Here is a 23230-nt window from a genome sequence, read left to right on the forward strand (position 1 = left end):
GTGTCCTCGATCAGCCAACGGCGTGATTTTCGTTGAGTCTATGGATGCCAGCGGTGCCGGTCATGCCGTCCCAGTTATCGCCGCGACCTTCGCGCCAGCCGTTGATCCAGGCTTGGCGTACGGAAGGTAGAGTAAATGGGCAAAGTTCGCGGGATTTGCCGGTGACCCCATACTGGTAGCCACGTGAAAATGCTCTTTCCAACGGATCACGCTTAAGTCTTCTCATAGGGTGTTGCCCTCACTTGTTGACTGTAATGTCCCGTCGGCCTCTACGAGGCCGGGCAGAATCGTTCTGCCGGTGTGCGCCCGCTGCCGGCGTGGCGGGCTGAAGGTGTCGCCCCGTTGCGAGGCGACCTGAGATCAGTTCTAACGAATGCGAGTCACAGTGTGAATGATCGTTTTGTCATAAGGACGTAACCTTTCCAAGGGTGAAAGGATAAGTAAATAAATGCGACTCAACCTTGTTTGCCGTTGGGCCCGCTATGATCAGGGTTTAGTCAGCTTTGACGTCAATTGGCCAGCGTGGCTGGTCGATGGCTTGTAATAATTGGTAATGCGACGAAGGGTCACATCTGGACCCACAGTGCGCGAATTTTCATACTGCTCGACGATCAAAGCCTCTTTCGCCCCCCGGCCAGAGCAGGTTGCGTCGGGCGGCCAGGCCTGGCGAGACCGCTCGCGGGCCGCCCGGGCGCCTGCTGAAAGGGCGTGCGGGAAAACCTCGGCAGGCCGATGCGTCGGCTGCCATCTACTTAGCCAAAGGCTCTGGATTACCCATGTCGGACCGTATCGAACTTTATCTCACCTGCCCCAAGGGCCTCGAAGGCCTGCTCGTCGAAGAGGCCCGGGAGCTGGGCCTGACCGAGGTGCGCGAGCACACCTCGGCCATCCGCGGCGAGGCCGACATGGAAACCGCCTACCGCCTGTGCCTCTGGTCGCGCCTGGCCAACCGCGTGCTGCTGGTGCTCAAGCGCTTCCCGATGAAGAACGCCGATGACCTTTATGACGGGGTCAACGCAGTGGACTGGGCCGACCACCTGGCCGCCGATGGCACCCTGGCGGTGGAATTCAGCGGCCATGGCTCGGGAATCGACAACACTCACTTCGGCGCGCTGAAGGTCAAGGATGCGATCGTCGACAAGCTGCGTAACCGTGAAGGCCTGCGCCCGTCGGTGGAAAAGATCGACCCGGATGTGCGCGTGCACCTGCGCCTGGACCGTGGCGAGGCGATCCTCTCCCTGGACCTGTCCGGCCACAGCCTGCACCAGCGCGGCTACCGCCTGCAGCAGGGCGCGGCGCCGCTCAAGGAAAACCTGGCGGCGGCGGTATTGATCCGCGCCGGCTGGCCGCGCATCGCCGCCCAGGGCGGCGCCCTGGCCGACCCGATGTGCGGTGTGGGTACCTTCCTGGTCGAGGCGGCCATGATCGCCGCCGACATGGCCCCCAACCTCAAGCGCGAGCGCTGGGGGTTCAGCGCCTGGCTCGGCCATGTGCCGGCGCTGTGGCGCAAGCTGCACGACGAAGCCCAGGCTCGTGCCCAGGCCGGCCTGGCCAAGCCGCCGCTGTGGATTCGTGGCTATGAAGCCGACCCGCGGCTGATCCAGCCAGGGCGCAACAACGTCGAGCGCGCCGGCCTGGGTGACTGGGTGAAGATCTACCAGGGTGAGGTGGCCAGCTTCGAGCCGCGCCCGGACCAGAACCAGAAAGGCCTGGTGATCAGCAACCCGCCCTATGGCGAGCGTCTGGGCGACGAAGCCAGCCTGCTGTACCTCTACCAGAACCTCGGCGAGCGTCTGCGCCAGGCCTGCATGGGCTGGGAAGCGGCGGTGTTCACCGGCGCGCCGGAGCTGGGCAAGCGCATGGGTATCCGCAGCCACAAGCAGTACGCGTTCTGGAACGGCGCATTGCCGTGCAAACTGCTGCTGTTCAAGTTGCAGCCCGACCAGTTCGTCACCGGCGAGCGGCGCCAGGCCCAGGTTGAAGAAGGCCAGGAGCGTCGCCCGGCGCCGCAGGCCAGCGAGCCGGCGCGCCTGTCCGAAGGCGCGCAGATGTTCGCCAACCGCCTGCAGAAGAACTTCAAGCAGCTGGGCAAGTGGGCCCGCCGTGAAAAAGTCGACTGCTACCGCGTCTACGATGCCGACATGCCCGAGTACGCCGTGGCGGTCGACCTGTACCACGACTGGGTACATGTGCAGGAATACGCCGCCCCGCGTTCCATCGACCCGGACAAGGCCCAGGCGCGTCTGCTCGATGCCCTGGCGGCCATTCCTCAGGCGCTGGGTGTCGATCAGCAGCGCGTGGTGCTCAAGCGCCGCGAGCGCCAGAGCGGCACGCGCCAGTACGAGCGTCAGGCCACCGAAGGGCGCTTCCAGGAAGTGAGCGAAGGTGGCGTCAAGCTGCTGGTCAACCTCACCGATTACCTGGACACCGGCCTGTTCCTCGACCACCGCCCGATGCGCATGCGTATCCAGCGCGAGGCCGAGGGCAAGCGCTTCCTCAACCTGTTCTGCTACACCGCCACGGCCACCGTACACGCGGCCAAGGGCGGCGCGCGCAGTACCACCAGCGTCGACCTGTCGAAAACCTACCTGGATTGGGCGCGGCGCAACCTGTCGCTGAACGGCTTCTCCGAGCGCAACCGCCTGGAGCAGGGCGATGTCATGGCCTGGCTGCAGAGCGCGACGGACAGCTACGACCTGATCTTCATCGACCCGCCGACCTTCTCCAACTCCAAGCGCATGGAAGGTGTGTTCGACGTGCAGCGTGACCATGTCGAGCTGCTGGACCTGGCCATGGCGCGCCTGGCGCCGGGCGGCGTGCTGTATTTCTCCAACAACTTCCGCAAGTTCCAGCTCGACGAGCACCTGGCGACGCGTTATGCGGTGGAGGAAATCAGCGCCCAGACCCTGGACCCGGACTTCGCCCGCAACAACCGCATCCACCGCGCCTGGCAACTGCGTCTGCGCTGAGACGACGAGGTACGTTGCGCGACTGCTGGCCAGTGGCTATAAAGCACTTAAGGGTTAATACATTCGCAGGACGCTGATGTTGTCGAGAGTCCTTTATGGCGAATGCGGGTGTCCCTGCGAAGTGGTTTGGCCTGCTCGGTGACGAGCTATCGGCCTGGGGCGTGGCCCTGGCGGCGCTGGTCGCCGGCGGCCTGCTCACGGCCGCATTGGCCATTGCCACCCAGAGCTTCTACAAGCAGCAGTTGCGCCAACGCTTCGAACTGCTGGCCGGCGAGCGCTACAGCCGTATCGCCGAGCGGTTCCAGGAACAGGAGCAGCGCCTGGATGGCCTGCGCCGGTTCTTCGACTTCTCCAACGAAATCACTCCCCGCGAGTTCGACGGCTATGCTCGCCCGCTGCTGCACCGCACCCAGGCCTATTCCTGGGCGCCGCGGGTGGAGGCAGGGCAGCGTGAAGCCTTCGAGCAGCGCGCCAGCGGTTTGCTTGCGCAGCGCTACCAGATCCGTGACCAGGGCGCGCAAGGCGGCTGGCAGGCAGCCCCCGCGCGCGACCACTACTACCCGGTGCTGTACAACCAGGCCTCCAGCCAGCAAGGGCAGCCCTATGGCCTGGACCTGCTCGGCCAGCCGAAACGCGCGGCGACCCTGGACAGGGCCATTACCCCCGGCAGCATGGCGGTGTCCGAGCCGCTGGACATGCTCAGCGTCGATCCGGCCTACAGTCGTGGCCTGCTGATGGTGGCGCCGGTGTTCGCCGAATCTGTGCCGGCCGGTGGCCCGCCCAGCGGCTATGTCATGGCGCTGCTCAGCCTGCGTCAGTTGATCGTCGAGAGCTTGCCGACTGTAGCGGACGACAACCTGGTGGTGCGGATCCTCGATCTCTCCACCGAGGGTGGCCACGAGGTGCTGTTCGATTCTGGCAACCAGATGGCGCGCATGGCCCTGGCCAGCAGCCACCTGCTGCACCTGGCCGATCACCACTACCAGCTCGACATCCGCCCCAGCGTGGGTTTCATGGCCGCCAACCGGTCGGCGGCGGTGCAGGTGGTCGGCCTGCTCGGCGGTTTGCTCAGCCTGTTGCTGGCGACCTTGCTGTACAGCCTGTTCAGCCAGCGCCAGCGTGCCCTTGATCTGGTGGCCCGGCGCACCACCGAGCTGCGCATCAGCGAGCAGTCGTTGCGTGAAACCCACAACCAGTTGCGCAGTGTGCTCGACGCCGCGACTCAGGTGGCGATCATCGCCACCAGCCTCAAGGGCGTGATCGGTACTTTCAATGCCGGTGCCGAACGCCTGCTTGGCTATTCGGCCGAGGAAGCGCTGGGCGTGCTCACCCTCGAGGACCTGGTGCAACCCGAAGAGCTGCATCGTCGTGCCCATGCCCTGAGCCTGCGTTATGGGCGCGAGGTTGGCGCGGGCCAGGCGATGTTCGCCGAGACCGTGCAGGAGGGCGGTGGCGAGCCCGGCGAATGGACCCTGGTGCGCAAGGATGGCAGCCACCTGCTGGCCAATATGCTGGTGACCGCGGTACTCGATGAGCAGGGGCTTTGGGTGGGCTACCTGGCGATCTGCATCGACGTCACCGAGCGTCGTCGGGTGCATGAGGCGCTGGCAGCGCGCGATCGATTGCTGGAAAAACTCAGTGCCGAGGTGCCCGGCGGCATCTACCAGTACCGCCTGGATGCCGACGGGCGCTCGTGTTTCCCTTATGCCAGCCAGGGCCTGCACGACATCTACGAAGTCGACCTGGCGCTGTTGCGGCAGGACGCCACGGTGGTGTTCGAGCGCATCCATCCTGATGATCTGGAACGGGTGCGGCGTTCGGTATGGTATTCCGCCGAGCACCTGACACCCTGGCGCGAGGAGTACCGGGTGTGCCTGCCCCGGGCCGGCCTGCGCTGGGTGCGCGGCGAGGCAACGCCGGAAATCGGCGACCACGGTTGCACCCTCTGGCATGGCTACCTGACCGATATTTCCGACCTCAAACGGGTGGAGGAGGAACTGCGCGCGCTGTCGATCACCGATGCCCTCACCGGTATCCACAACCGCCGTTATTTCCAGGAGCGCCTGCGCAATGAGCTCGATCGTGCCCAGCGCGACGGCCTGGATCTGGCGGTGATCATGCTCGATATCGACCATTTCAAACGGATCAACGACCAGTACGGCCACGCGGTGGGCGACCTGGTGCTGCGCAGCCTGTGCCAGCGGATCAGCCAGCGTTTGCGGCGCACCGATGTGTTCTGCCGCTTGGGCGGTGAGGAGTTCATGGTGCTGTGCCCGGGCAGCAATGCCGAGCAGGCGCGGATGCTGGCGCTGGAGCTGTGGCAGGGCGTGCGCAACGTGCCGATCGAAGGTGTCGGGCGGGTGACGGCGAGCTTCGGGGTGGCAGGCTGGCGCGACGGGGAGGGGGCCGATGCGCTGTTGCTGCGGGCGGATGCCGGGGTGTATGCGGCCAAGCAGGGTGGCCGGGATAGGGTCGAGGCGGAGCTTGCTTGACACCCAGGCCCGGCACCAGCGCCAGGCCAGGGTGTCAGCGCTTTACAGGAACACGAACTTGGCGATGAAGATCACGCTGAGCACCCACAGGCTCGGCGAAACCTCCTTCAACTTGCCGGTGCCCGCCTTCAGGGCCACATAGCTGATGAAGCCCAGGGCGATGCCGTCAGCGACCGAGAAGGTCAGCGGCATCATGATTACCGTGACGATCGCCGGGATGCTGTCGGTGGCTTCGTCCCACTCGATGTGCGCCATGCTGCCCATCATCAGCATCGCCACATAGATCAGCGCACCAGCCGTGGCATAGGCCGGGATCATGCCCGCCAGCGGCGCAAAGAACATCGCGGCGACGAACAGCAGGCCGACCACCACGGCCGTCAGGCCGGTACGGCCACCGGCGGCGACGCCTGCGGCGCTCTCGACGTAGCTGGTGACCGGTGGCACGCCCACCGCGGCACCGAACACGCTGGAGGCACTGTCGGCCTTCAGCGCCCGCGACAGGTTCTCGATGCGCCCGTCGGCCGCTACCAGGCCGGCGCGCTGGGCAACGCCCATCAAGGTGCCGGCGGTGTCGAACATGTGCACGAACAGGAACGCGAAGACCACGCTGATCATGCTGACGTTGAACACGCCCGCCACGTCCATCGCCATCCAGGTCGGCGCCAGGCTCGGTGGCATCGACATCACCCCGCCGAACTTGACCAGCCCCAGGCCCCAGCCGGCCAGGGTGACGCTGATGATGCTGATGAGGATCGCACCGAACACCCGTTTGTAGCTGAGGATCGCGATCATCAGGAAGCACACGGCCGCCAGCAGCGGGCCGGGCTCATGCAGCGAGCCGAGCTTGATCAGGGTGGCCGGGCTGTCGACGACGATGCCTGCGGTTTTCAGGCCGATCAGCCCGAGGAACAATCCGACGCCGGCCCCCATGGCATGGCGCAGGCTCACCGGGATGCTGTTGAGCAGCCACTCGCGCACCCGCGACAGGGTAAGGAACATGAACAGCACGCCGGAGATGAATACAGCCCCCAGTGCGGCTTGCCAGGTATAGCCCATGGTGCCGACCACGGTGTAGGTGAAGAAGGCGTTGAGGCCCATGCCGGGCGCCAAGCCCACCGGCCAGTTGGCGTACAGGCCCATCAGCAGGCAGCCCAGTGCCGCGGCGATGCAGGTGGCGACGAAGGCCGCCCCGTGATCGATGCCGGCGTCGGCCATGATGTTGGGGTTGACGAAGATGATGTAGGCCATGGTGATGAAGGTGGTCACCCCGGCAATCAGCTCGGTTCGGACGGTTGTGCCATGTCGCTTGAGTTTGAAAATCCGCTCCAGCCATCCCGTTTCGGGCGGCGCAGCGAGATCCAGCGTAGGGGCTTCGGATTTGCGGCTTTCCACAGCGAGTACTCCTCAAGTCTTTCTTGTTGTTCGAAGCCTGATCCTGAGCAATGCACTTGGGGGCTTCGCGAGGGGGTGTGGCAGACGTCCGACCATTTTGTTGACTTGCGGGTCAGGAAGTTGCTCGCAGGATTATGCTTTTGTGTACAAAGAATGCAAATAATGTTTTATCTTTTGTGCGCACAAACTGCCGTACAACGGCTATATAGGTTAAAGGCCCCCTGCAGAAACGGGTCAGCCTGTGTACAATGGCGCCATACCTTGGTCCACCACCTACTTCCAGGACTTGCCCTCCACCCGCTGACAGGTAGTACAGTCACGGTCCGACAGGCAGATCCTTTGTGCTCGAGAGCCCATGAACGAACAGCTGCAACCTCTGAAAAAACCTGTGCGCACTGGCAAGGCCGGCCGCAGCGGTACCCAGGACGACATCGTCTACGCGCACATCTTCGAGGCGATCCTCGAGCAGCGTCTGGCGCCGGGCACCAAGTTGAGCGAGGAGGCACTGGGCGAGATCTTCGGCGTCAGCCGTACCATCATCCGCCGTGCGCTGTCGCGCCTGGCCCATGAAAGCGTGGTGCTGCTGCGGCCCAACCGCGGCGCGGTAGTGGCCAGCCCCACGGTGGAAGAAGCGCGCCAGGTGTTCTTTTCGCGGCGCATGGTCGAACGTGCCATCACCGAATTGGCCGTTCAGCACGCTACCCTCGAGCAGCTCAACGAATTGCGCCAGATGGTGCGCGAGGAGCGTGACAGCTTCTCCCGTGGCGACCGTGGCGCCGGCATCCGCCTTTCCGGCGAATTCCACCTCAAGCTGGCCGAAGCCGCAGGCAATGCCCCGCTGGTGAGCTTCCAGCGCAGCCTGGTGTCGCAGACCTCGCTGATCATTGCCCAGTATGAAAGCGGCAACCGCTCGCACTGCTCGTACGACGAGCACATGCAACTGATCGACGCCATCGAGGCCCGTGACGCCCAGCAGGCGGTAAGCCTGATGATGCATCACATGGACCATATCGACAGCAAGCTCAACCTCGACGAGGAGAGCGCGTCGGACGACCTGCATGCAGTGTTCTCGCACCTGCTGAAAAAGCCCAAGGCCACCGCCAAGGGTTGATCGTTTGCCTGGATGACCGAGGGGCCGCTTTGCGGCCCTTTTCGCCGGCAAGCCGGCTCCCACAGGTACAGCGCAAGTCTTGAGAATGGCGCGGTCAAGGTGGGAGCCGGCTTGCCGGCGAAAAGGGGCGCGAAGCGGCCCCTGGCGTTACTGGCCCTTGGCCAAAGCTCTGCTAGATTTCAAACCAGCAAACCTTCATCGAGCAGTTGGGCTTGCGCAGTCGTTGCGTCCAATTACTTGAGGAAGGGTCCATGAGTTCGTCTTTGGGTGTGCGCATGGGTGCCGAGCTGGTCGGCACCTTCTGGCTGGTGCTTGGCGGGTGCGGCAGTGCCGTGCTGGCTGCCAGCTCTCCCGTCGGCATCGGTGTTCTGGGTGTTGCCTTCGCATTTGGCCTGACTGTCCTGACCATGGCTTTCGCCATTGGCCATATCTCTGGTTGTCACCTCAACCCGGCCGTGTCGTTCGGTTTGGTGGTGGGCGGGAGGTTCCCGGCAAAAGAGTTGCTGCCCTATGTGATCGCCCAGGTGATCGGCGCCATCCTGGCAGCAGCGGTGATCTATTTCATCGCCAGTGGCAAGGCCGGCTTCGAACTGGCCAGCGGCCTGGCTTCGAACGGCTATGGCGAGCATTCGCCGGGCGGCTACACGCTGGCGGCAGGCTTCACCAGTGAGGTGGTGATGACCGCGATGTTCCTGGTGATCATCATGGGCGCCACGGATGCCCGGGCACCGGCCGGCTTTGCACCGATTGCCATTGGCCTGGCGCTGACCCTGATTCACCTGATCTCGATCCCCATCACCAACACCTCGGTCAACCCGGCGCGCAGCACCGGGCCGGCGCTGTTCGTCGGCGGCTGGGCGCTGCAGCAGCTGTGGCTGTTCTGGCTGGCGCCGCTGATCGGGGCGGCGATTGGCGGCGCGCTTTACCGGGGGCTGGCAAAACAACCTTAGCGCCAGGCAAAGATTCATCGCGGGGCAAGCCCGCTCCCACGCTGTATAGCTGTGGGAGTGGGCTTACCCTGCCTGCCTCAGCGCTGGTGCACGCAACGCCCGGCGGCGTAGGTTTCGCGCACGGTGCGGTCGTCGCCCAGGGTGGTGAGCACGAACAGGGTTTCCTCGATGCTGTTGGACTGCTGGATGCGGTAGTCCAGCAGCGGCGTGGCCTTGTAGTCGAGCACCACGAAGTCGGCGTCGTTGCCCGGGCGCAGGCTGCCGATCCGGTCGTCCAGGCGCAGTGCCCGGGCGCCGCCAAGGGTGGCCAGGTACAGCGACTTGAACGGATGCAGGCGCGCGCCCTGCAGCTGCATCACCTTGTACGCCTCGTTGAGGGTGTTGAGCAGCGAGAAGCTGGTGCCGGCGCCCACGTCGGTGCCCAGGCCCACATTGACCTTGAAACGCTCGGCCTGGGGCAGGTTGAACAGGCCGCTGCCCAGGAACAGGTTGGAAGTCGGGCAGAAGGCGATGGCCGAGCCGGTCTCAGCCAGGCGCTTGCATTCGTCGTCGCACAGGTGCACGCCGTGGGCGAACACCGAGCGCTCGCCCAGCAGCTCGAAGTGGTCGTACACATCCAGGTAGCCATTCTGCTCGGGGAACAGCGCCTTCACCCATTCGATTTCCTTGAGGTTCTCGGACAGGTGGGTGTGCATGTACACGCCCGGGTGCTCCTTGAGCAACTGGCCGGCCAGGGCCAGTTGTTCGGGGGTGCTGGTGGGGGCGAAGCGCGGCGTGACCGCGTAGTGCAGGCGGCCCTTGCCGTGCCAGCGTTCGATCAGCGCCTTGCTCTCGGTGTAGCCGGATTCGGCAGTGTCGGTCAGGTAGTCGGGGGCGTTGCGGTCCATCATCACCTTGCCGGCGATCAGGCGCAGGTCCAGGCGCTCGGCTTCTTCGAACAGGGCATTGACCGACTCCGGATGCACGCTGCCGAACACCAGGGCGGTGGTGGTGCCGTTGCGCAGCAGCTCCTGCAGGAAGATCTTCGCCACCTTGTCGGCATGGGCCTTGTCGGCGAACTGCTTCTCGCAGGGGAAGGTGTAGGTGTTCAGCCAGTCCAGCAGCTGTTCGCCGTAGGAGCCGATCATGCCGGTCTGCGGGAAGTGGATATGGGTGTCGATGAAGCCCGGGGTGATCAGGGCGTCCTGGTAGTGCACCACTTCGATGTCGGCCTCAAGCGTCGGCAGCAGCTCGCTGGCGTGGCCGAGGGCCTTGATGCGGCCGTTGTCGATTACCAGCAGGCCATCCTCGTAGTATTCCTGGGAGGCTTCCAGGCCGACCTCGGCGGGGTCGGCGATGCTGTGCAGGATGGCGGCTCGGTAGGCTTTGCGGGTTGCGGTCATGAATACGCTCGTCAAAGGGTCTGGCTGCGCCGGGAAGGCGGCAGCAACTGGGTGATCTGGCCGGCGTTGGCGGCACTGTCGTGCTGGCCGAAGCAGGCGTTGTAGGTGGCAATGATTTCGGCGGCGATGGACACGGCGATCTCGATCGGCAGCTTGCCCTTCACTTCGGCCAGGCCCATCGGGCAGCGCATCCGCGCCATCAATGCGTCTTCGTAGCCGCGTTCGCGCAGGCGGTGCTCGAACTTGGCCCGTTTGGTCTTCGAGCCGATCAGGCCGAACCAGGTGAAATCATTGCGTTTGAGAATGGCGGCGGTCAGTTCCAGATCCAGCTGGTGGTTGTGGGTCATGACGATGCAGTAGCTGCCTGGCGGCAGGTCCGCGACTTCGTCGACCGGCTCCTCGCTGACGATCTTGCTCACCCCGTTGGGGATGTGCTCGGGGAATTCCTGCTCGCGCGAATCGATCCAGCGCACCCGGCAGGGCAGCGCGGCGAGCAAGGGTACCAGAGCCCGGCCGACATGGCCTGCGCCGAACACGGCGATCTGCGCCTGCACGCCGCTCATCGGTTCGAACAGCAGTACCGTGGCGCCGCCGCAGCACTGGCCGAGGCTGGCACCCAGGCTGAAGCGCTCCAGGTGTGGCGTGTAGCGGTGTTCCTCGAGCATCTGCCGGGCGATGTGCAGCGCCTTGAATTCCAGGTGGCCACCGCCAATGGTGTCGTACAGCGCGCTGGCGCTGACCACCATCTTCGAGCCTGCGTTGCGCGGGGTGGAGCCGCGCTCTTCGATGATGGTCACCAGCACGCAGGGTTCGCCGCGGGCTTGGTGGTCGGCGAGGGCGTTGATCCATTGGTGCATGTCTTCAATCCTCCTCGTTCCCCTGTGTAGGAGCGGCCTTGTGTCGCGAAAGGGGCGCGTAGCGGCCCCAAGATCTCGGCTGATGCACAGATTTTTGGGGCTGCTGCGCAGCCCTTTCGCGACACAAGGCCGCTCCTACAGAGGGCGGCGCTGTCAGTGCGTTACGGGTTCCAGTTGCTGTTCGGCGGGCTGCTGCGCAGCCACCGCCTTGCGCATCTGCTCGCAGCCCCACAGCACCCGCTCCGGCGTCGACGGCGCGTCGATGTTCGGCTGCACGCGGTAGTCGGCGATGCTCGCCACCGCATCCTTGATCGCGCACCAGGCAGCGATGCCGAGCATGAACGGCGGCTCGCCCACGGCCTTGGAGTGGAACACCGTGTCCTCGGGGTTCTTGCGGTTTTCCACCAGCTTCACGCGCATGTCGATCGGCATGTCGGCCACCGCCGGGATCTTGTAGCTGGCCGGGCCATTGGTCATCAGCTTGCCCTTGGCGTTCCACACCAGTTCCTCGGTGGTCAGCCAGCCCATGCCCTGGACGAAGCCACCCTCGACCTGGCCGATATCGATGGCCGGGTTCAGCGAGTCGCCCACGTCATGCAGGATGTCGGCGCGCAGCATCTTGTACTCACCGGTCAGGGTGTCCACCACCACCTCGACGCAGGCGGCGCCGAAGGCGAAGTAGTAGAACGGCCGGCCACGCGCCTGGCTGCGGTCGTAGAAAATCTTCGGCGTGCGGTAGAACCCGGTGGTCGACAGCGAAACCTGGGCGAAGTAAGCCTGCTGCACCAGTTGCTCGAAGCTGACGATCTGGTCGCGGGCGCGCACATGGCCGTTGCGGAACTCGATGTCTTCCTCGGTGACGTTGTAATGCCGTGCGGCGAACTCGGTCAGGCGCTTCTTGAGGATCTCGGCGGCGTTCTGCGCGGCCTTGCCGTTCAGGTCGGCGCCACTGGACGCAGCGGTCGGCGAGGTGTTGGGCACCTTGTCGGTGTTGGTGGCGGTGATCTGGATGCGGTTGAAGTCCACCTGGAACACCTCTGCCACCACCTGGGCAACCTTGGTGTTCAGGCCCTGGCCCATCTCGGTACCGCCGTGGTTCAGGTGGATACTGCCGTCGGTGTAGATGTGGATCAGCGCGCCGGCCTGGTTGAGGAAGGTGGCGGTGAACGAAATGCCGAACTTCACCGGGGTCAGCGCCAGGCCTTTTTTCAGCACCGGGCTGTTGGCGTTGAAACGGCGGATCGACTCGCGGCGCTCATGGTAGTCGCTGCTGGCCTCGAGCTCTGCGGTCATCTCCTCGAGCATGTTGTGCTCGACGGTCTGGTAGTAGTGGGTGACGTTGCGTTCGGTCTTGCCGTAGTAGTTGGCCTTGCGCACCGCCAGCGGGTCGAGCGCCAGGTGGCGGGCGATATGGTCCATCACCTGCTCGATGGCGACCATCCCCTGTGGGCCGCCGAAGCCGCGGTAGGCGGTGTTGGAGGCGGTGTTGGTCTTGCAGCGGTGGCCATGCACCGTGGCATCGCCCAGGTAGTAGGCGTTGTCGGAGTGGAACATGGCGCGGTCGACGATCGAACCGGACAGGTCCGGCGAGTAGCCGCAGTTGCCGGCCAGGTCGAAGTTGATGCCGTGCAGGCGGCCAGTGTCGTCGAAGCCCACGTCGTACTCGACGTAGAACGGGTGACGCTTGCCGGTCATGGTCATGTCTTCGACCCGTGGCAGGCGCATCTTGGTCGGCTGGCCGGTCAGGCGCGCGATTACCGCGCACAGGCACGCGGGGCTGGCGGCCTGGGTTTCCTTGCCGCCGAAACCGCCACCCATGCGGCGCATGTCGACGACGATCTTGTGCATCGGCACGTCGAGCACTTCGGCAACCAGCTTCTGCACTTCGGTGGGGTTCTGGGTGGAGCAGAACACGATCATGCCGCCGTCTTCAGCGGGCATCACCGAGCTGATCTGGGTTTCCAGGTAGAAGTGCTCCTGGCCGCCGATGTGCAGGGTGCCCTGGATACGGTGCGGGGCGCTGGCCAGGGCGCTGGCCGAGTCGCCGCGCTGGTGGGTGTGGCTGTCGAGCACGAAGTGCTTCTTGCGCAGGGCCTCGACCACGTCGAGCACCGGCTCCAGGTCTTCGTATTCGATGATCGCCGCCATGGCCGCGCGGCGTGCGGTTTCCAGGTCGCGGGCAGCGACGGCGAGCACCGGCTGGCCGAAGAACTCGACCTTGTCGATGGCCAGCAGCGGGTCGCCGGCCACCACCGGGCCGATGTCCTTCAGGCCCGGAATGTCTTCATGGGTGATGGCGATGCGCACGCCTTCGAACTGGTAGCACGGCGTGGTATCGATGCTCAGGATACGCGCGTGGGCACGGTCGGCGGTGCGCGCATAGACGTGCAGCTGGTTGGGGAACTCCAGGCGGTCGTCGATATACACCGCTTCACCCGCCACATGCTTGTCGGCGCTGTCGTGCTTGAGGCTGCGGCCGACCCCGGTGGTCAGGTCCTGGCTGAACAGTGCGGCCATCTCGGCCTGGCTCTTGACGGCGTGATGGTTAGACATAGTCGGTCACCCGGGTTTCGATGTGCGGCGATTGCAGTTCGATGAAGTACTTGCGCAGCAGGTTCTGCGCTGTCAGCAGGCGATACTCGCGGCTGGCGCGGAAGTCGCTGAGCGGGGTGAAGTCTTCGGCCAGGGCCTGGCAGGCACGCTCTACGGTGGCCTGGTTCCAGGGCTTGCCGCGCAGGGCAGCTTCGCAGGCGCGGGCGCGCTTGGGGATTGCGGCCATGCCGCCGAAGGCCACGCGCACGCCGCTGACCACACCGTTCTCGATGCTCAGGTTGAACGCGGCGCATACTGCCGAGATATCGTCATCCAGGCGCTTGGACACCTTGTAGGCGCGGAACGCCCAGTCGTTGGTAGCGCGGGGCACGATGATCTTCTCGATGAACTCGCTGTCCTGGCGTGCGGTGATGCGGTAGTCGATGAAGTAGTCTTCCAGGGCCAGGGTGCGCTGGCGCTCGCCCTGGCGCAGCACCACCTGGGCATCGAGGGCGATCAGCAGGGGTGGCGAGTCACCGATCGGCGAGGCGTTGCCGATGTTGCCGCCCAGGGTGCCCTGGTTGCGGATCTGCAGCGAAGCGAAGCGGTGCAGCAGGTCGCCGAAGTCGGAGTACTCCTCGTTCAGGGCGGTGTAGCAGTCGGTCAGCGGCGTGGCAGCGCCGATTTCCAGGTGGGTGGCGGTCTTTTCGATACGCTTGAGCTCGGCAACATGGCCGACATAGATCATCACCGGCAGGGTCCGGTGGAACTGGGTGACTTCAAGTGCCAGATCGGTACCGCCGGCCAGCAGGCGCGCCTCGGGGTGCGAGCTGTAGAGGTCGGCCAGGTCCGCCACGGTGAGCGGGACCAGGCAGCGCTTGTCGCCGCTGTTGAGTTCACCGGTCTGTTGCGGGGCGATGGCCTTGAGGCGGGCGATGGTCTGCGCCTGCTGCGCGTCGAACTGATCGCGGCAGGGGCGGGCGCAGCTCTGCTCGGCGGCGTCGAGGATCGGCCGGTAGCCGGTGCAGCGGCAGAGGTTGCCGGCCAGGGCTTCCTGGGCCTGGTGCAGGTCGTGGCCTTCGCTGTTCTTTTGCAGGGCGAACAGCGACATGACGAAACCGGGGGTACAGAAACCGCACTGCGAGCCGTGGCAGTCGGCCATGGCTTTCTGCACACTGTGCAGTTCGCCCTGGTGTTTGAGGCCCTCGACGCTGATCAGCTGTTTACCGTGAAGGGAAGAGACGAACGTCAGGCACGAGTTGAGGCTGCGGTAGCGGATGCTGTCACTGCCCAGCTCGTCGGCGACGAGTTCGCCGACGACCACGGTGCAGGCGCCGCAGTCGCCGCTGGCGCAGCCTTCCTTGGTGCCGGGTTTGCCCAGGTGCTCACGCAGGTACTGCAACACCGTCATGTTCGGGTCCAGGGCATGCTCGTTGCGCAGCTCCTGGTTGACGAGAAACTGGATCACGGGGAGGGCCTCGCAATGGTTTTATTGTTGTTCGGGCGGACTCTAAGCAAGGGCTGACCTCTTGGTCAATAATTTTCTGACTCAAAGGTCAAGAAATTGCCTGCATCACGTCGGAGCCGCCTCAAGGAACCTTTCCCAAGCATAGTTCGCGCCGGGCAACCGGGTTGACCGGGCAGTCGCACAAAGCACTCGATCCCCCCTGCGCGAGCGCAGGGCAAGTGCGCTACAATCGCGCGCTTGTGCACAGCGACCCGATTTCGAAGGAAAACCATGACGTTCAAGGCGCCGGACAGCCTCTCCGAGCAAATTGCCCACTACCTGGCCGAGCGGATCATCCGCGGCGAACTCGCACCCGGCGAGCGCATCCAGGAGCAGAAGGTCACCCAGGCCCTCAACGTCAGCCGTGGTTCGGTGCGCGAGGCACTGCTGATCCTCGAACGCCGCCACCTGGTGGCGATCCTGCCGCGGCGCGGTGCCCATGTGACCGAGCTCGACGAGAACAGCGTGCGCAGCCTGTGCGCGCTGATGGGCGAGTTCTACATCCTGCTGGGCAACGCCGTTGCCCTGCATTGGCGCACCGAGGCCGACTTGCGCCCGTTCCTGGAAATCCAGCAGCGCCTGGCCCAGGCGCACGCCAAGCAGGACATCAAGGCCTTCGTCGCCGACAGCTTCGCGGTAATGCGCGCCGCTTACCCGTTTGCCAACAACCCCTATCTGCAGGAAACCGTCGAGAACCTGCAGCCGGCCATGAGCCGCGCCTACTACCTGGCGCTCGACCAGCGCCAGGCCAACATGGTCGACTACCTCAACCTGTTCGCCCGCCTGCTCGAAGCGGTGGTCGCCCGTGACCAGCCACGCATCCGCGAGGTGCTCACCGCCTATTGCCAGCGCAGCTGCGAGCTGGTGCTGGCGGCCTTGGCGCGGATCTGACCGATGCGCCTGAAGTGCATTCGCCTGGCCGGGTTCAAGTCGTTCGTCGACCCGACCACGGTCAACTTCCCCAGCAACATGGCGGCCGTGGTCGGCCCCAACGGCTGCGGCAAGTCCAACATCATCGACGCGGTGCGCTGGGTGATGGGCGAAAGTTCGGCGAAGAACCTGCGCGGCGAGTCGATGACCGACGTCATCTTCAATGGCTCCACCAGCCGCAAGCCGGTCAGCCAGGCCAGCATCGAACTGGTGTTCGACAACAGCGACAACACCCTGGTAGGCGAGTACGCCGCGTACGCCGAGATCTCGATCCGGCGCAAGGTCACCCGCGACGCGCAGAACACCTACTACCTCAACGGCACCAAGTGCCGCCGTCGCGATATCACCGACATTTTCCTCGGTACCGGCCTTGGCCCGCGCAGTTACTCGATCATCGAGCAGGGCATGATCTCCAAGCTGATCGAAGCCAAGCCTGAAGAGCTGCGCAACTTCATCGAAGAAGCGGCCGGCATCTCCAAGTACAAGGAGCGCCGCCGCGAAACCGAGAACCGTATTCGCCGCACCCAGGAAAACCTGGCACGCCTGACCGACCTGCGCGAAGAGCTGGAGCGCCAGCTCGAACGCCTGCACCGCCAGGCCCAGGCCGCCGAAAAGTACCGTGAATACAAGGCCCAGGAGCGCCAGCTCAAGGCGCGCCTGGCGGCCCTGCGCTGGCGCGACCTGGATGACCGCGTGCGCCAGCGCGAAAGCGTCATCGGTGACCAGGAAATCGCCTTCGAGGCCCTGGTGGCCGAGCAGCGCAATGCCGATGCCAGCATCGAGCGCCTGCGTGATGGCCATCACGAGTTGTCCGAACGCTTCAACCAGGTGCAGGGCCGCTTCTATTCGGTGGCCGGCGATATCGCCCGGGTCGAGCAAAGTATCCAGCACGGCCAGCAGCGCCTGCGCCAGCTGCAGGACGACCTGAAAGAGGCCGAGCGCACCCGCCTGGAAACCGAATCGCACCTGGGCCATGACCGCACCTTGCTGGCTACCCTCGGTGAAGAGTTGCAGATGCTCGAGCCCGAACAGGAACTTACCCTGGCCGCCGCCGAAGAAGCCGCTGCGGCGCTGGAGGAAGCCGAGCTGGGCATGCACGGTTGGCAGGAGCAGTGGGACAGCTTCAACGCCCGCTCCGCCGAGCCGCGCCGTCAGGCAGAAGTGCAGCAGGCGCGCCTGGCCCAGCTTGAAACGAGCCTGGAGCGCCTGGGCGAACGTCAGCGCAAGCTGGGCGAGGAAGACGAGCAACTGGTCGCCGACCCGCAAGATGCTGAGATGCTCGACCTGGCCGAGCAGGTACTCGGCAGCGAACTGTTGCTCGAAGAGTTGCAACTGCAGGAGCAGCAGGTGGTCGAGCAGCTCGAGGCGCTGCGTGAACAGCTGCAGCAGTCCAGCCAGGCGCAGCAGCAACAGCAAGGCGACCTGCAGCGACTCGGCGGCCGCCTGGCGTCCCTGGAGGCCTTGCAGCAAGCTGCACTGGAGCCGGGCGCTGGCGCAGCCGACTGGTTGCGTGGGCAGGGCTTGCAGCAGCGTCCGCGCCTGGCCGAAGGCCTCAGGGTCGAGCCCGGCTGGGAGCTGGCGGTGGAGACGGTGCTGGGTGCCGATCTGCAGGCCGTGCTGCTGGAAGGGTTCGACAACCTCGAATTCACCGCGCTGGAGCAGGGCGAACTGCGTCTGCTGCTGAGCGCGGGCAAGGGAGCAAGTATTCCCGGCAGCTTGCTCGACAAGGTCGAGGGGCGCACCGATCTGTCGCCCTGGCTTGGCCTGGTCAAACCGGTGGAAAGCCTGGAGCAGGCGCTGGCCCTGCGCCCGGCATTGGCCGAGGGCCATAGCCTGGTCAGCCGCGACGGCTACTGGGTTGGGCAGCACTTCCTGCGCATCAGCCGCGGCGGTGAGTCCCAGGGCGGCGTGCTGGCCCGAGGCCAGGAAATCGAGCGCCTGGGCCAGGAACAGTTGGAGCAGCAGGCGCAGCTGGAACAGCTGGACGAGCAGTTGCAGCGTCTGCGTGAGCAGCAGCTTGACCTGGAAGAGCAGCGCGAACAGCTACGCCGCCGCAGCCAGGATGAGAGTCGCCAGCATGGCGAACTCAAGGCGCGGCTGTCCGCCGGCCGCGCCCGCGCCGAGCAGCTCGAACTGCGCCGCAAGCGCCTGCAAGAAGAACTGGCCGAACTGCAGGAGCAGCGCGCCCTGGAACACGAGCAGTTGGGTGAGTCGCGCCTGCTGCTGCAGGAAGCTCTCGACCTGATGGCCCAGGACACCGAGCAGCGCGAACAGCTGATGGCCCGGCGCGACAGCCTGCGCGAAGGCCTCGACCGTATCCGCCAGGAAGCCCGCCAGCACAAGGACCATGCTCATCAACTGGCCGTGCGCCTGGGCTCGCTGCGTGCCCAGCACGACTCCACCCGCCAGGCCCTCGAACGCCTGGAGCAACAGGCCGCGCGCCTGGGCGAACGTCAGGAACAGCTGAACCTGAACCTGGAGGAGGGTGAGGCGCCCCAGGAAGAACTGCGCCTCAAACTCGAAGAACTGCTCGAGCGGCGCATGAGCGTCGACGAAGAGATGCGCCAGGCCCGCCTGCACATGGATGAAGCCGACCGCGAACTGCGCGATGCCGAGCGTCGTCGCACTCAGGCCGAGCAGCAATCGCAGTTGTTGCGTGGCCAGTTGGAGCAGCAGCGCCTGGAGTCCCAGGGCCTGGATGTACGGCGCAAGACCTTGCAGGAGCAATTGCTGGCTGACGGCTACGATCTTCCGGGCGTGCTCGCCACGCTCGATGAACAGGCCAGCGAGCAGGGCACCGAACAGGAACTGGAGCAGCTCGATGGGCGTATCCAGCGCCTGGGCGCGATCAACCTGGCGGCCATCGAGGAGTACGAGCAGCAGTCCGAGCGCAAGCGTTACCTGGATGCCCAGAATGCCGACCTGGTCGAAGCACTGGAGACCCTGGAAAACGTCATCCGCAAGATCGACAAGGAAACCCGCAACCGCTTCAGGGATACCTTTGATCAGATAAATGCCGGATTACAGGCACTTTTCCCAAAAGTTTTCGGTGGCGGCAGCGCTTATCTGGAACTGACGGGCGAAGATCTACTCGATACAGGGGTGACGATCATGGCGCGTCCGCCGGGCAAGAAAAACAGCACGATCCATTTGCTGTCCGGTGGCGAGAAGGCGTTGACTGCCCTCGCCCTGGTGTTCGCCATCTTCAAGCTGAACCCGGCGCCGTTCTGCATGCTCGACGAAGTCGATGCACCGCTGGACGACGCCAACGTCGGGCGTTATGCGCGCCTGGTGAAGGAAATGAGCGAGAGCGTGCAGTTCATCTATATCACCCACAACAAGATTGCCATGGAAATGGCCGATCAATTGATGGGGGTGACCATGCACGAGCCGGGCTGCTCACGCCTTGTGGCGGTGGATGTCGAGGAGGCCCTGGCCATGGTCGATGCGTGATGAGGGAAGATTGGGTGCGATCAAGCAGGTAAAATCCGCAGCAGGTGCGACAGACGGTGTAAAGTTGCCTTTGGTCGTGCTAGCTTTACGTCACTTGTTTTTGCGTGGGTAAAACGCCTGTCAGAACATAGAGTTGGCGCCACGTGTTAAAGGCCTTTGAAGCCTTTGTTTTCAAGCATATTTTTTATAGAGGCACGGGATTACATGGAAATCGGTCTGCGCGAGTGGCTGATCCTCATCGGCGTCATTGTCATTGCCGGGATTCTTTTCGACGGCTGGCGCCGCATGCGCGGCGGCAAGGGCAAGTTGAAATTCCGTCTGGACCGTAGCTACGCCAATGCCCAGGACGATGAAGGCAGTGCCGAGGTGCTCGGCCCTTCTCGTGTGCTGGATACGCATAAAGAGCCCGAGCTGGACGAGACCGACCTGCCATCGCTGAGTGCGCCGGCGCGTGAGCGCGAGCGTGAACGTGAAGCCAAGCCGGCCAAGCAGCCCAAGCGCGGCAAGCGCAACAACAGCGAGCCGCAGCAGGGCGACCTCAACCTCGCCGCCGAGCGCGAGCCCGACCTGTTCGCCGAAAGCGACGATGAGGTGGTTGTCGACAACAGCAGCCGCAACAGCACCGCAGCCAGCAGCGCCAGCGCCCCGGCCCGGGAGCTGCCGCCGATGGAAGAAGTGCTGGTGATCAGCGTGATCTCCCGCGATGAAGGCGGCTTCAAGGGCCCGGCCCTGTTGCAGAACATCCTGGAAAGCGGCCTGCGCTTCGGCGAGATGGACATCTTCCATCGCCACGAAAGCATGGCGGGCCACGGCGAGGTGCTGTTCTCCATGGCCAACGCGGTCAAGCCCGGCGTGTTCGACCTGGACGACATCGACCACTTCAGCACCCGTGCCGTGAGCTTCTTCCTTGGCTTGCCTGGCCCGCGCCACCCCAAGCAGGCTTTCGACGTGATGGTCGCCGCCGCGCGCAAGCTGTCCCACGAGCTCAACGGCGAGCTCAAGGACGACCAGCGCAGCGTGCTTACCGCCCAGACCATCGAGCACTACCGCCAGCGTATCGTCGAGTTCGAGCGCCGGGCGCTGACGCAGAAACGCTGATCCAGACCAGCGGTCGGATCCCGCCTCGGTCCGCACCGCGATGATTCAAGCAAAAGAGCAGCCTGGGGCTGCTCTTTTGCTTTGCACGAGAAGACGAAAAAATGAACGCCGAAACCCGAATCCATCAACTGCGCGCCGAACTCGACCAGCACAACCACCGCTACTACGTGCTCGACGAGCCCAGCGTACCGGACGCCGAATACGACCGGCTGTTCAATGAGCTCAAGGCGCTGGAGGCCGAGCACCCGCACTTGGTGACCCCCGACTCGCCCACTCAGCGGGTGGGCGGTGCGGCGCTGGCGGCGTTCAGCCAGGTGCGCCACGAAGTGCCCATGCTCAGCCTGGGCAACGCCTTCGAAGAAGACGATTTGCGTGATTTCGACCGCCGCGTGGTCGAGGGCCTCGACCTGCCCGGCAGTGATCTGTTCGCTGCCCGCGCCGCCGTCGATTACAGCTGCGAACCCAAGCTCGACGGCCTGGCGGTCAGCCTGCTGTACCGCGACGGCCAGCTGGTGCAGGGCGCCACCCGTGGCGACGGCACCACCGGCGAAGACATCAGCGCCAACGTGCGTACCGTGCGCAACATCCCGCTCAAGCTGCAGGGCGAGGGCTGGCCGGCAGTGCTGGAGGTGCGTGGCGAGGTGTACATGAGCAAGGCTGGTTTCGACCGGCTCAACGCCGCCCAGGCCGAAGCCGGTGGCAAGACCTTCGCCAACCCGCGCAACGCAGCCGCCGGCAGCCTGCGCCAGCTGGACTCGAAGATCACCGCCAGCCGCCCGCTGGAGTTCTGCTGCTATGGCGTCGGCCAGGTGTCGGAACCTTTCGGTGACAGCCATATCGGCATTCTCGAGAAGCTCAGGGACTGGGGCATGCCGATCAGCCGCGAGCTCCGGCACGCGGCCGGTATCGAAGAGTGCCTGGCTTACTACCGGGATATCGGCGCACGGCGCAATGACCTGCCCTACGAGATCGACGGCGTGGTCTTCAAGGTGAACAGCCTGGCCTCCCAGCGCGAGCTGGGTTTCCGCGCCCGCGAACCGCGCTGGGCGATCGCCCACAAGTTCCCGGCCATGGAAGAACTCACCGAGGTGCTCGACGTCGAGTTCCAGGTCGGCCGTACCGGCGCGGTAACGCCCGTGGCGCGGCTGAAACCGGTCAAGGTGGCCGGGGTCACCGTGTCCAATGCCACCCTGCACAACATGGACGAAGTCGCCCGTCTTGGCCTGTGCATCGGCGACACGGTCATTATCCGCCGTGCCGGCGACGTGATTCCGCAGGTGATGCAGGTGGTGACCGAGCGTCGCCCGGCCGATGCCCGGCCGGTGCGGGTGCCCAGCGCCTGCCCGGTGTGCGGCTCGCAGGTCGAGCGCACGCAGCTGGTCAAGCGCAGCAAGGGCAAGGCGACCACCAGCGAGGGCGCGGTGTATCGCTGCGTCGGCCGTTTGAGCTGCGCAGCCCAGCTCAAGCAAGCGATCATCCACTATGTGTCGCGCCGGGCCATGGACATCGACGGCCTGGGCGAGAAAAGCGTCGAGCAACTGGTCGACGAAGGCCTGATCCGCTCGCCGGCTGACCTGTACAAACTTGAGTTTGAGCAAGTGGTCGCGCTGGAAGGCTTCGCCGAGGTGTCCAGCCGCAAATTGCTCGAAGCCATCGAGGCGAGCAAGCGTCCACCCCTGGCGCGCTTCATCTTTGCCCTGGGCATCCCCGATGTCGGCGAGGAGACCGCCAAGGTGCTGGCCCGCTCGCTGGGCAGCCTGGCGCGGGTACAGGTGGCGCTGCCCCAGGTGCTCACCTACCTGCCGGACATTGGCCTGGAAGTGGCCCACGAGATTCACAACTTCTTCGAGGCCGAGCACAACCGCGAAGTGATCGCGCAATTGCTCGCCAGTGGCATGCAGCTGCAGGACGAGGGTGAGCTCGCCGCCGAGTTCGCCGCCTGCACCACCCTGGCCGGGATGCTGGCCAAGCTCGACATCCCTTCGGTCGGCCCGACCGGTGCCGAGAAGCTGGTGGACAAGCTGGGCACGCTGGACAAGATTATCGCCGCCGATGGCATCGACTTGCGTCAGGCGTTGAATACCAAGCAGGCCGAGGGTGTGCGCGAGTTCTTCAAGGACGAGGCCAACCAGCAGCTGGCTCGGGCCATCGAAGCCCAGTTGCTCGAATTCGGCATGCACTGGTCCTGCGAGAAGAAAACCGCCGAGGGCCTGCCCCTGGCCGGCCAGACCTGGGTGCTTACCGGTACGCTGGAGCGCATGAGCCGGGATGTCGCCAAGGAGAAGCTGGAAAGCCTGGGGGCGAAAGTGTCGGGCTCGGTCTCCGGCAAGACCCACTGCGTGGTCGCCGGCCCCGGTGCTGGCTCCAAGCTGGCCAAGGCCGGTGAGCTGGGAGTCAAGGTGCTGGACGAGGAGCAGTTCGTAGCCTTCATGGCCGGGCAGGGCATTGACCTCTAGCATTGATGGCCAGGCACTCGTGGGAGCGGGCTTGCCCCGCGATGAGGCCATCACAAGTCCTTGAGAAATGATGGTTTTTTCTCAAGCAAAGGTTGTAACTT

The 23230-nt window shown here is 64.8% G+C and carries 14 protein-coding genes; 8 read left to right on the forward strand and 6 right to left on the reverse strand.

What is annotated here, in order from left to right; translation table 11 throughout:
• Window positions 1–10: 10 nt before the first annotated feature.
• Entirely contained in the window at window positions 11–226 is a 216-nt protein-coding gene (gene rmf, locus RTH46_RS04890) for a ribosome modulation factor (RefSeq protein WP_023533691.1), read from the reverse strand.
• 550 nt (window positions 227–776) lie between these two features.
• Here rmf and rlmKL point away from each other — a divergent pair.
• Both rlmKL and RTH46_RS04900 read left to right on the forward strand, forming a co-directional pair.
• A complete protein-coding gene (gene rlmKL / locus RTH46_RS04895) occupies window positions 777–2969 on the forward strand; it encodes a bifunctional 23S rRNA (guanine(2069)-N(7))-methyltransferase RlmK/23S rRNA (guanine(2445)-N(2))-methyltransferase RlmL (protein WP_153785092.1) in 2193 nt (730 codons plus the stop codon).
• Window positions 2970–3064: 95 nt separating this feature from the next.
• Window positions 3065–5461, forward strand: a complete 2397-nt coding sequence (locus tag RTH46_RS04900) for a diguanylate cyclase (protein WP_153785091.1) — start codon at window positions 3065–3067, stop codon at window positions 5459–5461.
• Between the two features lie 42 nt (window positions 5462–5503).
• Here the strand turns inward: RTH46_RS04900 and RTH46_RS04905 are convergent, their stop codons facing one another.
• Entirely contained in the window at window positions 5504–6853 is a 1350-nt protein-coding gene (locus tag RTH46_RS04905; protein ID WP_153785090.1) for an NCS2 family permease, read from the reverse strand.
• A 355-nt stretch (window positions 6854–7208) separates the two neighbouring features.
• Between RTH46_RS04905 and RTH46_RS04910 the strand changes: the two genes are divergently transcribed.
• Both RTH46_RS04910 and aqpZ read left to right on the forward strand, forming a co-directional pair.
• Window positions 7209–7964 carry a GntR family transcriptional regulator gene (locus RTH46_RS04910; RefSeq protein ID WP_110991818.1) on the forward strand — a complete coding sequence of 252 codons (756 nt, stop codon included), beginning with the start codon at window positions 7209–7211 and terminating at the stop codon, window positions 7962–7964.
• A 251-nt stretch (window positions 7965–8215) separates the two neighbouring features.
• Entirely contained in the window at window positions 8216–8914 is a 699-nt protein-coding gene (gene aqpZ, locus RTH46_RS04915) for an aquaporin Z (protein ID WP_153785089.1), read from the forward strand.
• A gap of 77 nt (window positions 8915–8991) precedes the next feature.
• Here the strand turns inward: aqpZ and guaD are convergent, their stop codons facing one another.
• The 4 genes from guaD to xdhA all read right to left on the reverse strand — a co-directional run bounded on the left by guaD (window position 8992) and on the right by xdhA (window position 15153).
• Window positions 8992–10296: a guanine deaminase gene (guaD, locus tag RTH46_RS04920; RefSeq protein ID WP_153785088.1), complete on the reverse strand. Its 1305-nt coding sequence runs from the start codon at window positions 10294–10296 to the stop codon at window positions 8992–8994.
• A gap of 11 nt (window positions 10297–10307) precedes the next feature.
• Entirely contained in the window at window positions 10308–11153 is an 846-nt protein-coding gene (xdhC, locus tag RTH46_RS04925; RefSeq protein ID WP_110991815.1) for a xanthine dehydrogenase accessory protein XdhC, read from the reverse strand.
• Window positions 11154–11306: 153 nt separating this feature from the next.
• Window positions 11307–13706 carry a xanthine dehydrogenase molybdopterin binding subunit gene (xdhB, locus tag RTH46_RS04930; protein WP_279845476.1) on the reverse strand — a complete coding sequence of 800 codons (2400 nt, stop codon included), beginning with the start codon at window positions 13704–13706 and terminating at the stop codon, window positions 11307–11309.
• A complete protein-coding gene (gene xdhA / locus RTH46_RS04935; protein ID WP_153785086.1) occupies window positions 13699–15153 on the reverse strand; it encodes a xanthine dehydrogenase small subunit in 1455 nt (484 codons plus the stop codon). The genes xdhB and xdhA overlap by 8 nt, the downstream gene beginning before the upstream one ends.
• A 270-nt stretch (window positions 15154–15423) precedes the next feature.
• On the opposite strand from xdhA, the gene RTH46_RS04940 reads away from it, so the two are divergent.
• The 4 genes from RTH46_RS04940 to ligA all read left to right on the forward strand — a co-directional run bounded on the left by RTH46_RS04940 (window position 15424) and on the right by ligA (window position 23129).
• Window positions 15424–16083 carry a GntR family transcriptional regulator gene (locus RTH46_RS04940; RefSeq protein ID WP_153785085.1) on the forward strand — a complete coding sequence of 220 codons (660 nt, stop codon included), beginning with the start codon at window positions 15424–15426 and terminating at the stop codon, window positions 16081–16083.
• Between the two features lie 3 nt (window positions 16084–16086).
• Window positions 16087–19575, forward strand: coding sequence for a chromosome segregation protein SMC (gene smc, locus RTH46_RS04945; protein ID WP_316905145.1), 3489 nt, complete (start codon window positions 16087–16089; stop codon window positions 19573–19575).
• 204 nt (window positions 19576–19779) lie between these two features.
• The gene (zipA, locus tag RTH46_RS04950) at window positions 19780–20673 is read left to right on the forward strand and encodes a cell division protein ZipA (protein WP_153785083.1); all 894 of its coding nucleotides are present in this window, start codon (window positions 19780–19782) and stop codon (window positions 20671–20673) included.
• A gap of 101 nt (window positions 20674–20774) precedes the next feature.
• Complete coding sequence (ligA, locus tag RTH46_RS04955; protein ID WP_316905146.1) at window positions 20775–23129, forward strand: NAD-dependent DNA ligase LigA; 2355 nt, start codon at window positions 20775–20777, stop codon at window positions 23127–23129.
• The last annotated feature ends 101 nt before the right edge of the window (window positions 23130–23230 follow it).

Source organism: Pseudomonas sp. zfem004 (assembly GCF_032621715.1).
Classification (GTDB): Bacteria; Pseudomonadota; Gammaproteobacteria; order Pseudomonadales; family Pseudomonadaceae; genus Aquipseudomonas; species Aquipseudomonas sichuanensis.

Coding starts and splice junctions, on each gene's coding strand:
- ligA (WP_316905146.1), top strand. CDS start 20,775: ATGAACGCCGAAACCCGAATCCATCAACTGCGCGCCGAACTCGACCAG.
- xdhB (WP_279845476.1), bottom strand. CDS start 13,706: ATGTCTAACCATCACGCCGTCAAGAGCCAGGCCGAGATGGCCGCACTG.
- rlmKL (WP_153785092.1), top strand. CDS start 777: ATGTCGGACCGTATCGAACTTTATCTCACCTGCCCCAAGGGCCTCGAA.
- aqpZ (WP_153785089.1), top strand. CDS start 8,216: ATGAGTTCGTCTTTGGGTGTGCGCATGGGTGCCGAGCTGGTCGGCACC.
- rmf (WP_023533691.1), bottom strand. CDS start 226: ATGAGAAGACTTAAGCGTGATCCGTTGGAAAGAGCATTTTCACGTGGC.
- RTH46_RS04940 (WP_153785085.1), top strand. CDS start 15,424: ATGACGTTCAAGGCGCCGGACAGCCTCTCCGAGCAAATTGCCCACTAC.
- guaD (WP_153785088.1), bottom strand. CDS start 10,296: ATGACCGCAACCCGCAAAGCCTACCGAGCCGCCATCCTGCACAGCATC.
- RTH46_RS04900 (WP_153785091.1), top strand. CDS start 3,065: ATGGCGAATGCGGGTGTCCCTGCGAAGTGGTTTGGCCTGCTCGGTGAC.
- smc (WP_316905145.1), top strand. CDS start 16,087: ATGCGCCTGAAGTGCATTCGCCTGGCCGGGTTCAAGTCGTTCGTCGAC.
- RTH46_RS04910 (WP_110991818.1), top strand. CDS start 7,209: ATGAACGAACAGCTGCAACCTCTGAAAAAACCTGTGCGCACTGGCAAG.
- xdhC (WP_110991815.1), bottom strand. CDS start 11,153: ATGCACCAATGGATCAACGCCCTCGCCGACCACCAAGCCCGCGGCGAA.
- zipA (WP_153785083.1), top strand. CDS start 19,780: ATGGAAATCGGTCTGCGCGAGTGGCTGATCCTCATCGGCGTCATTGTC.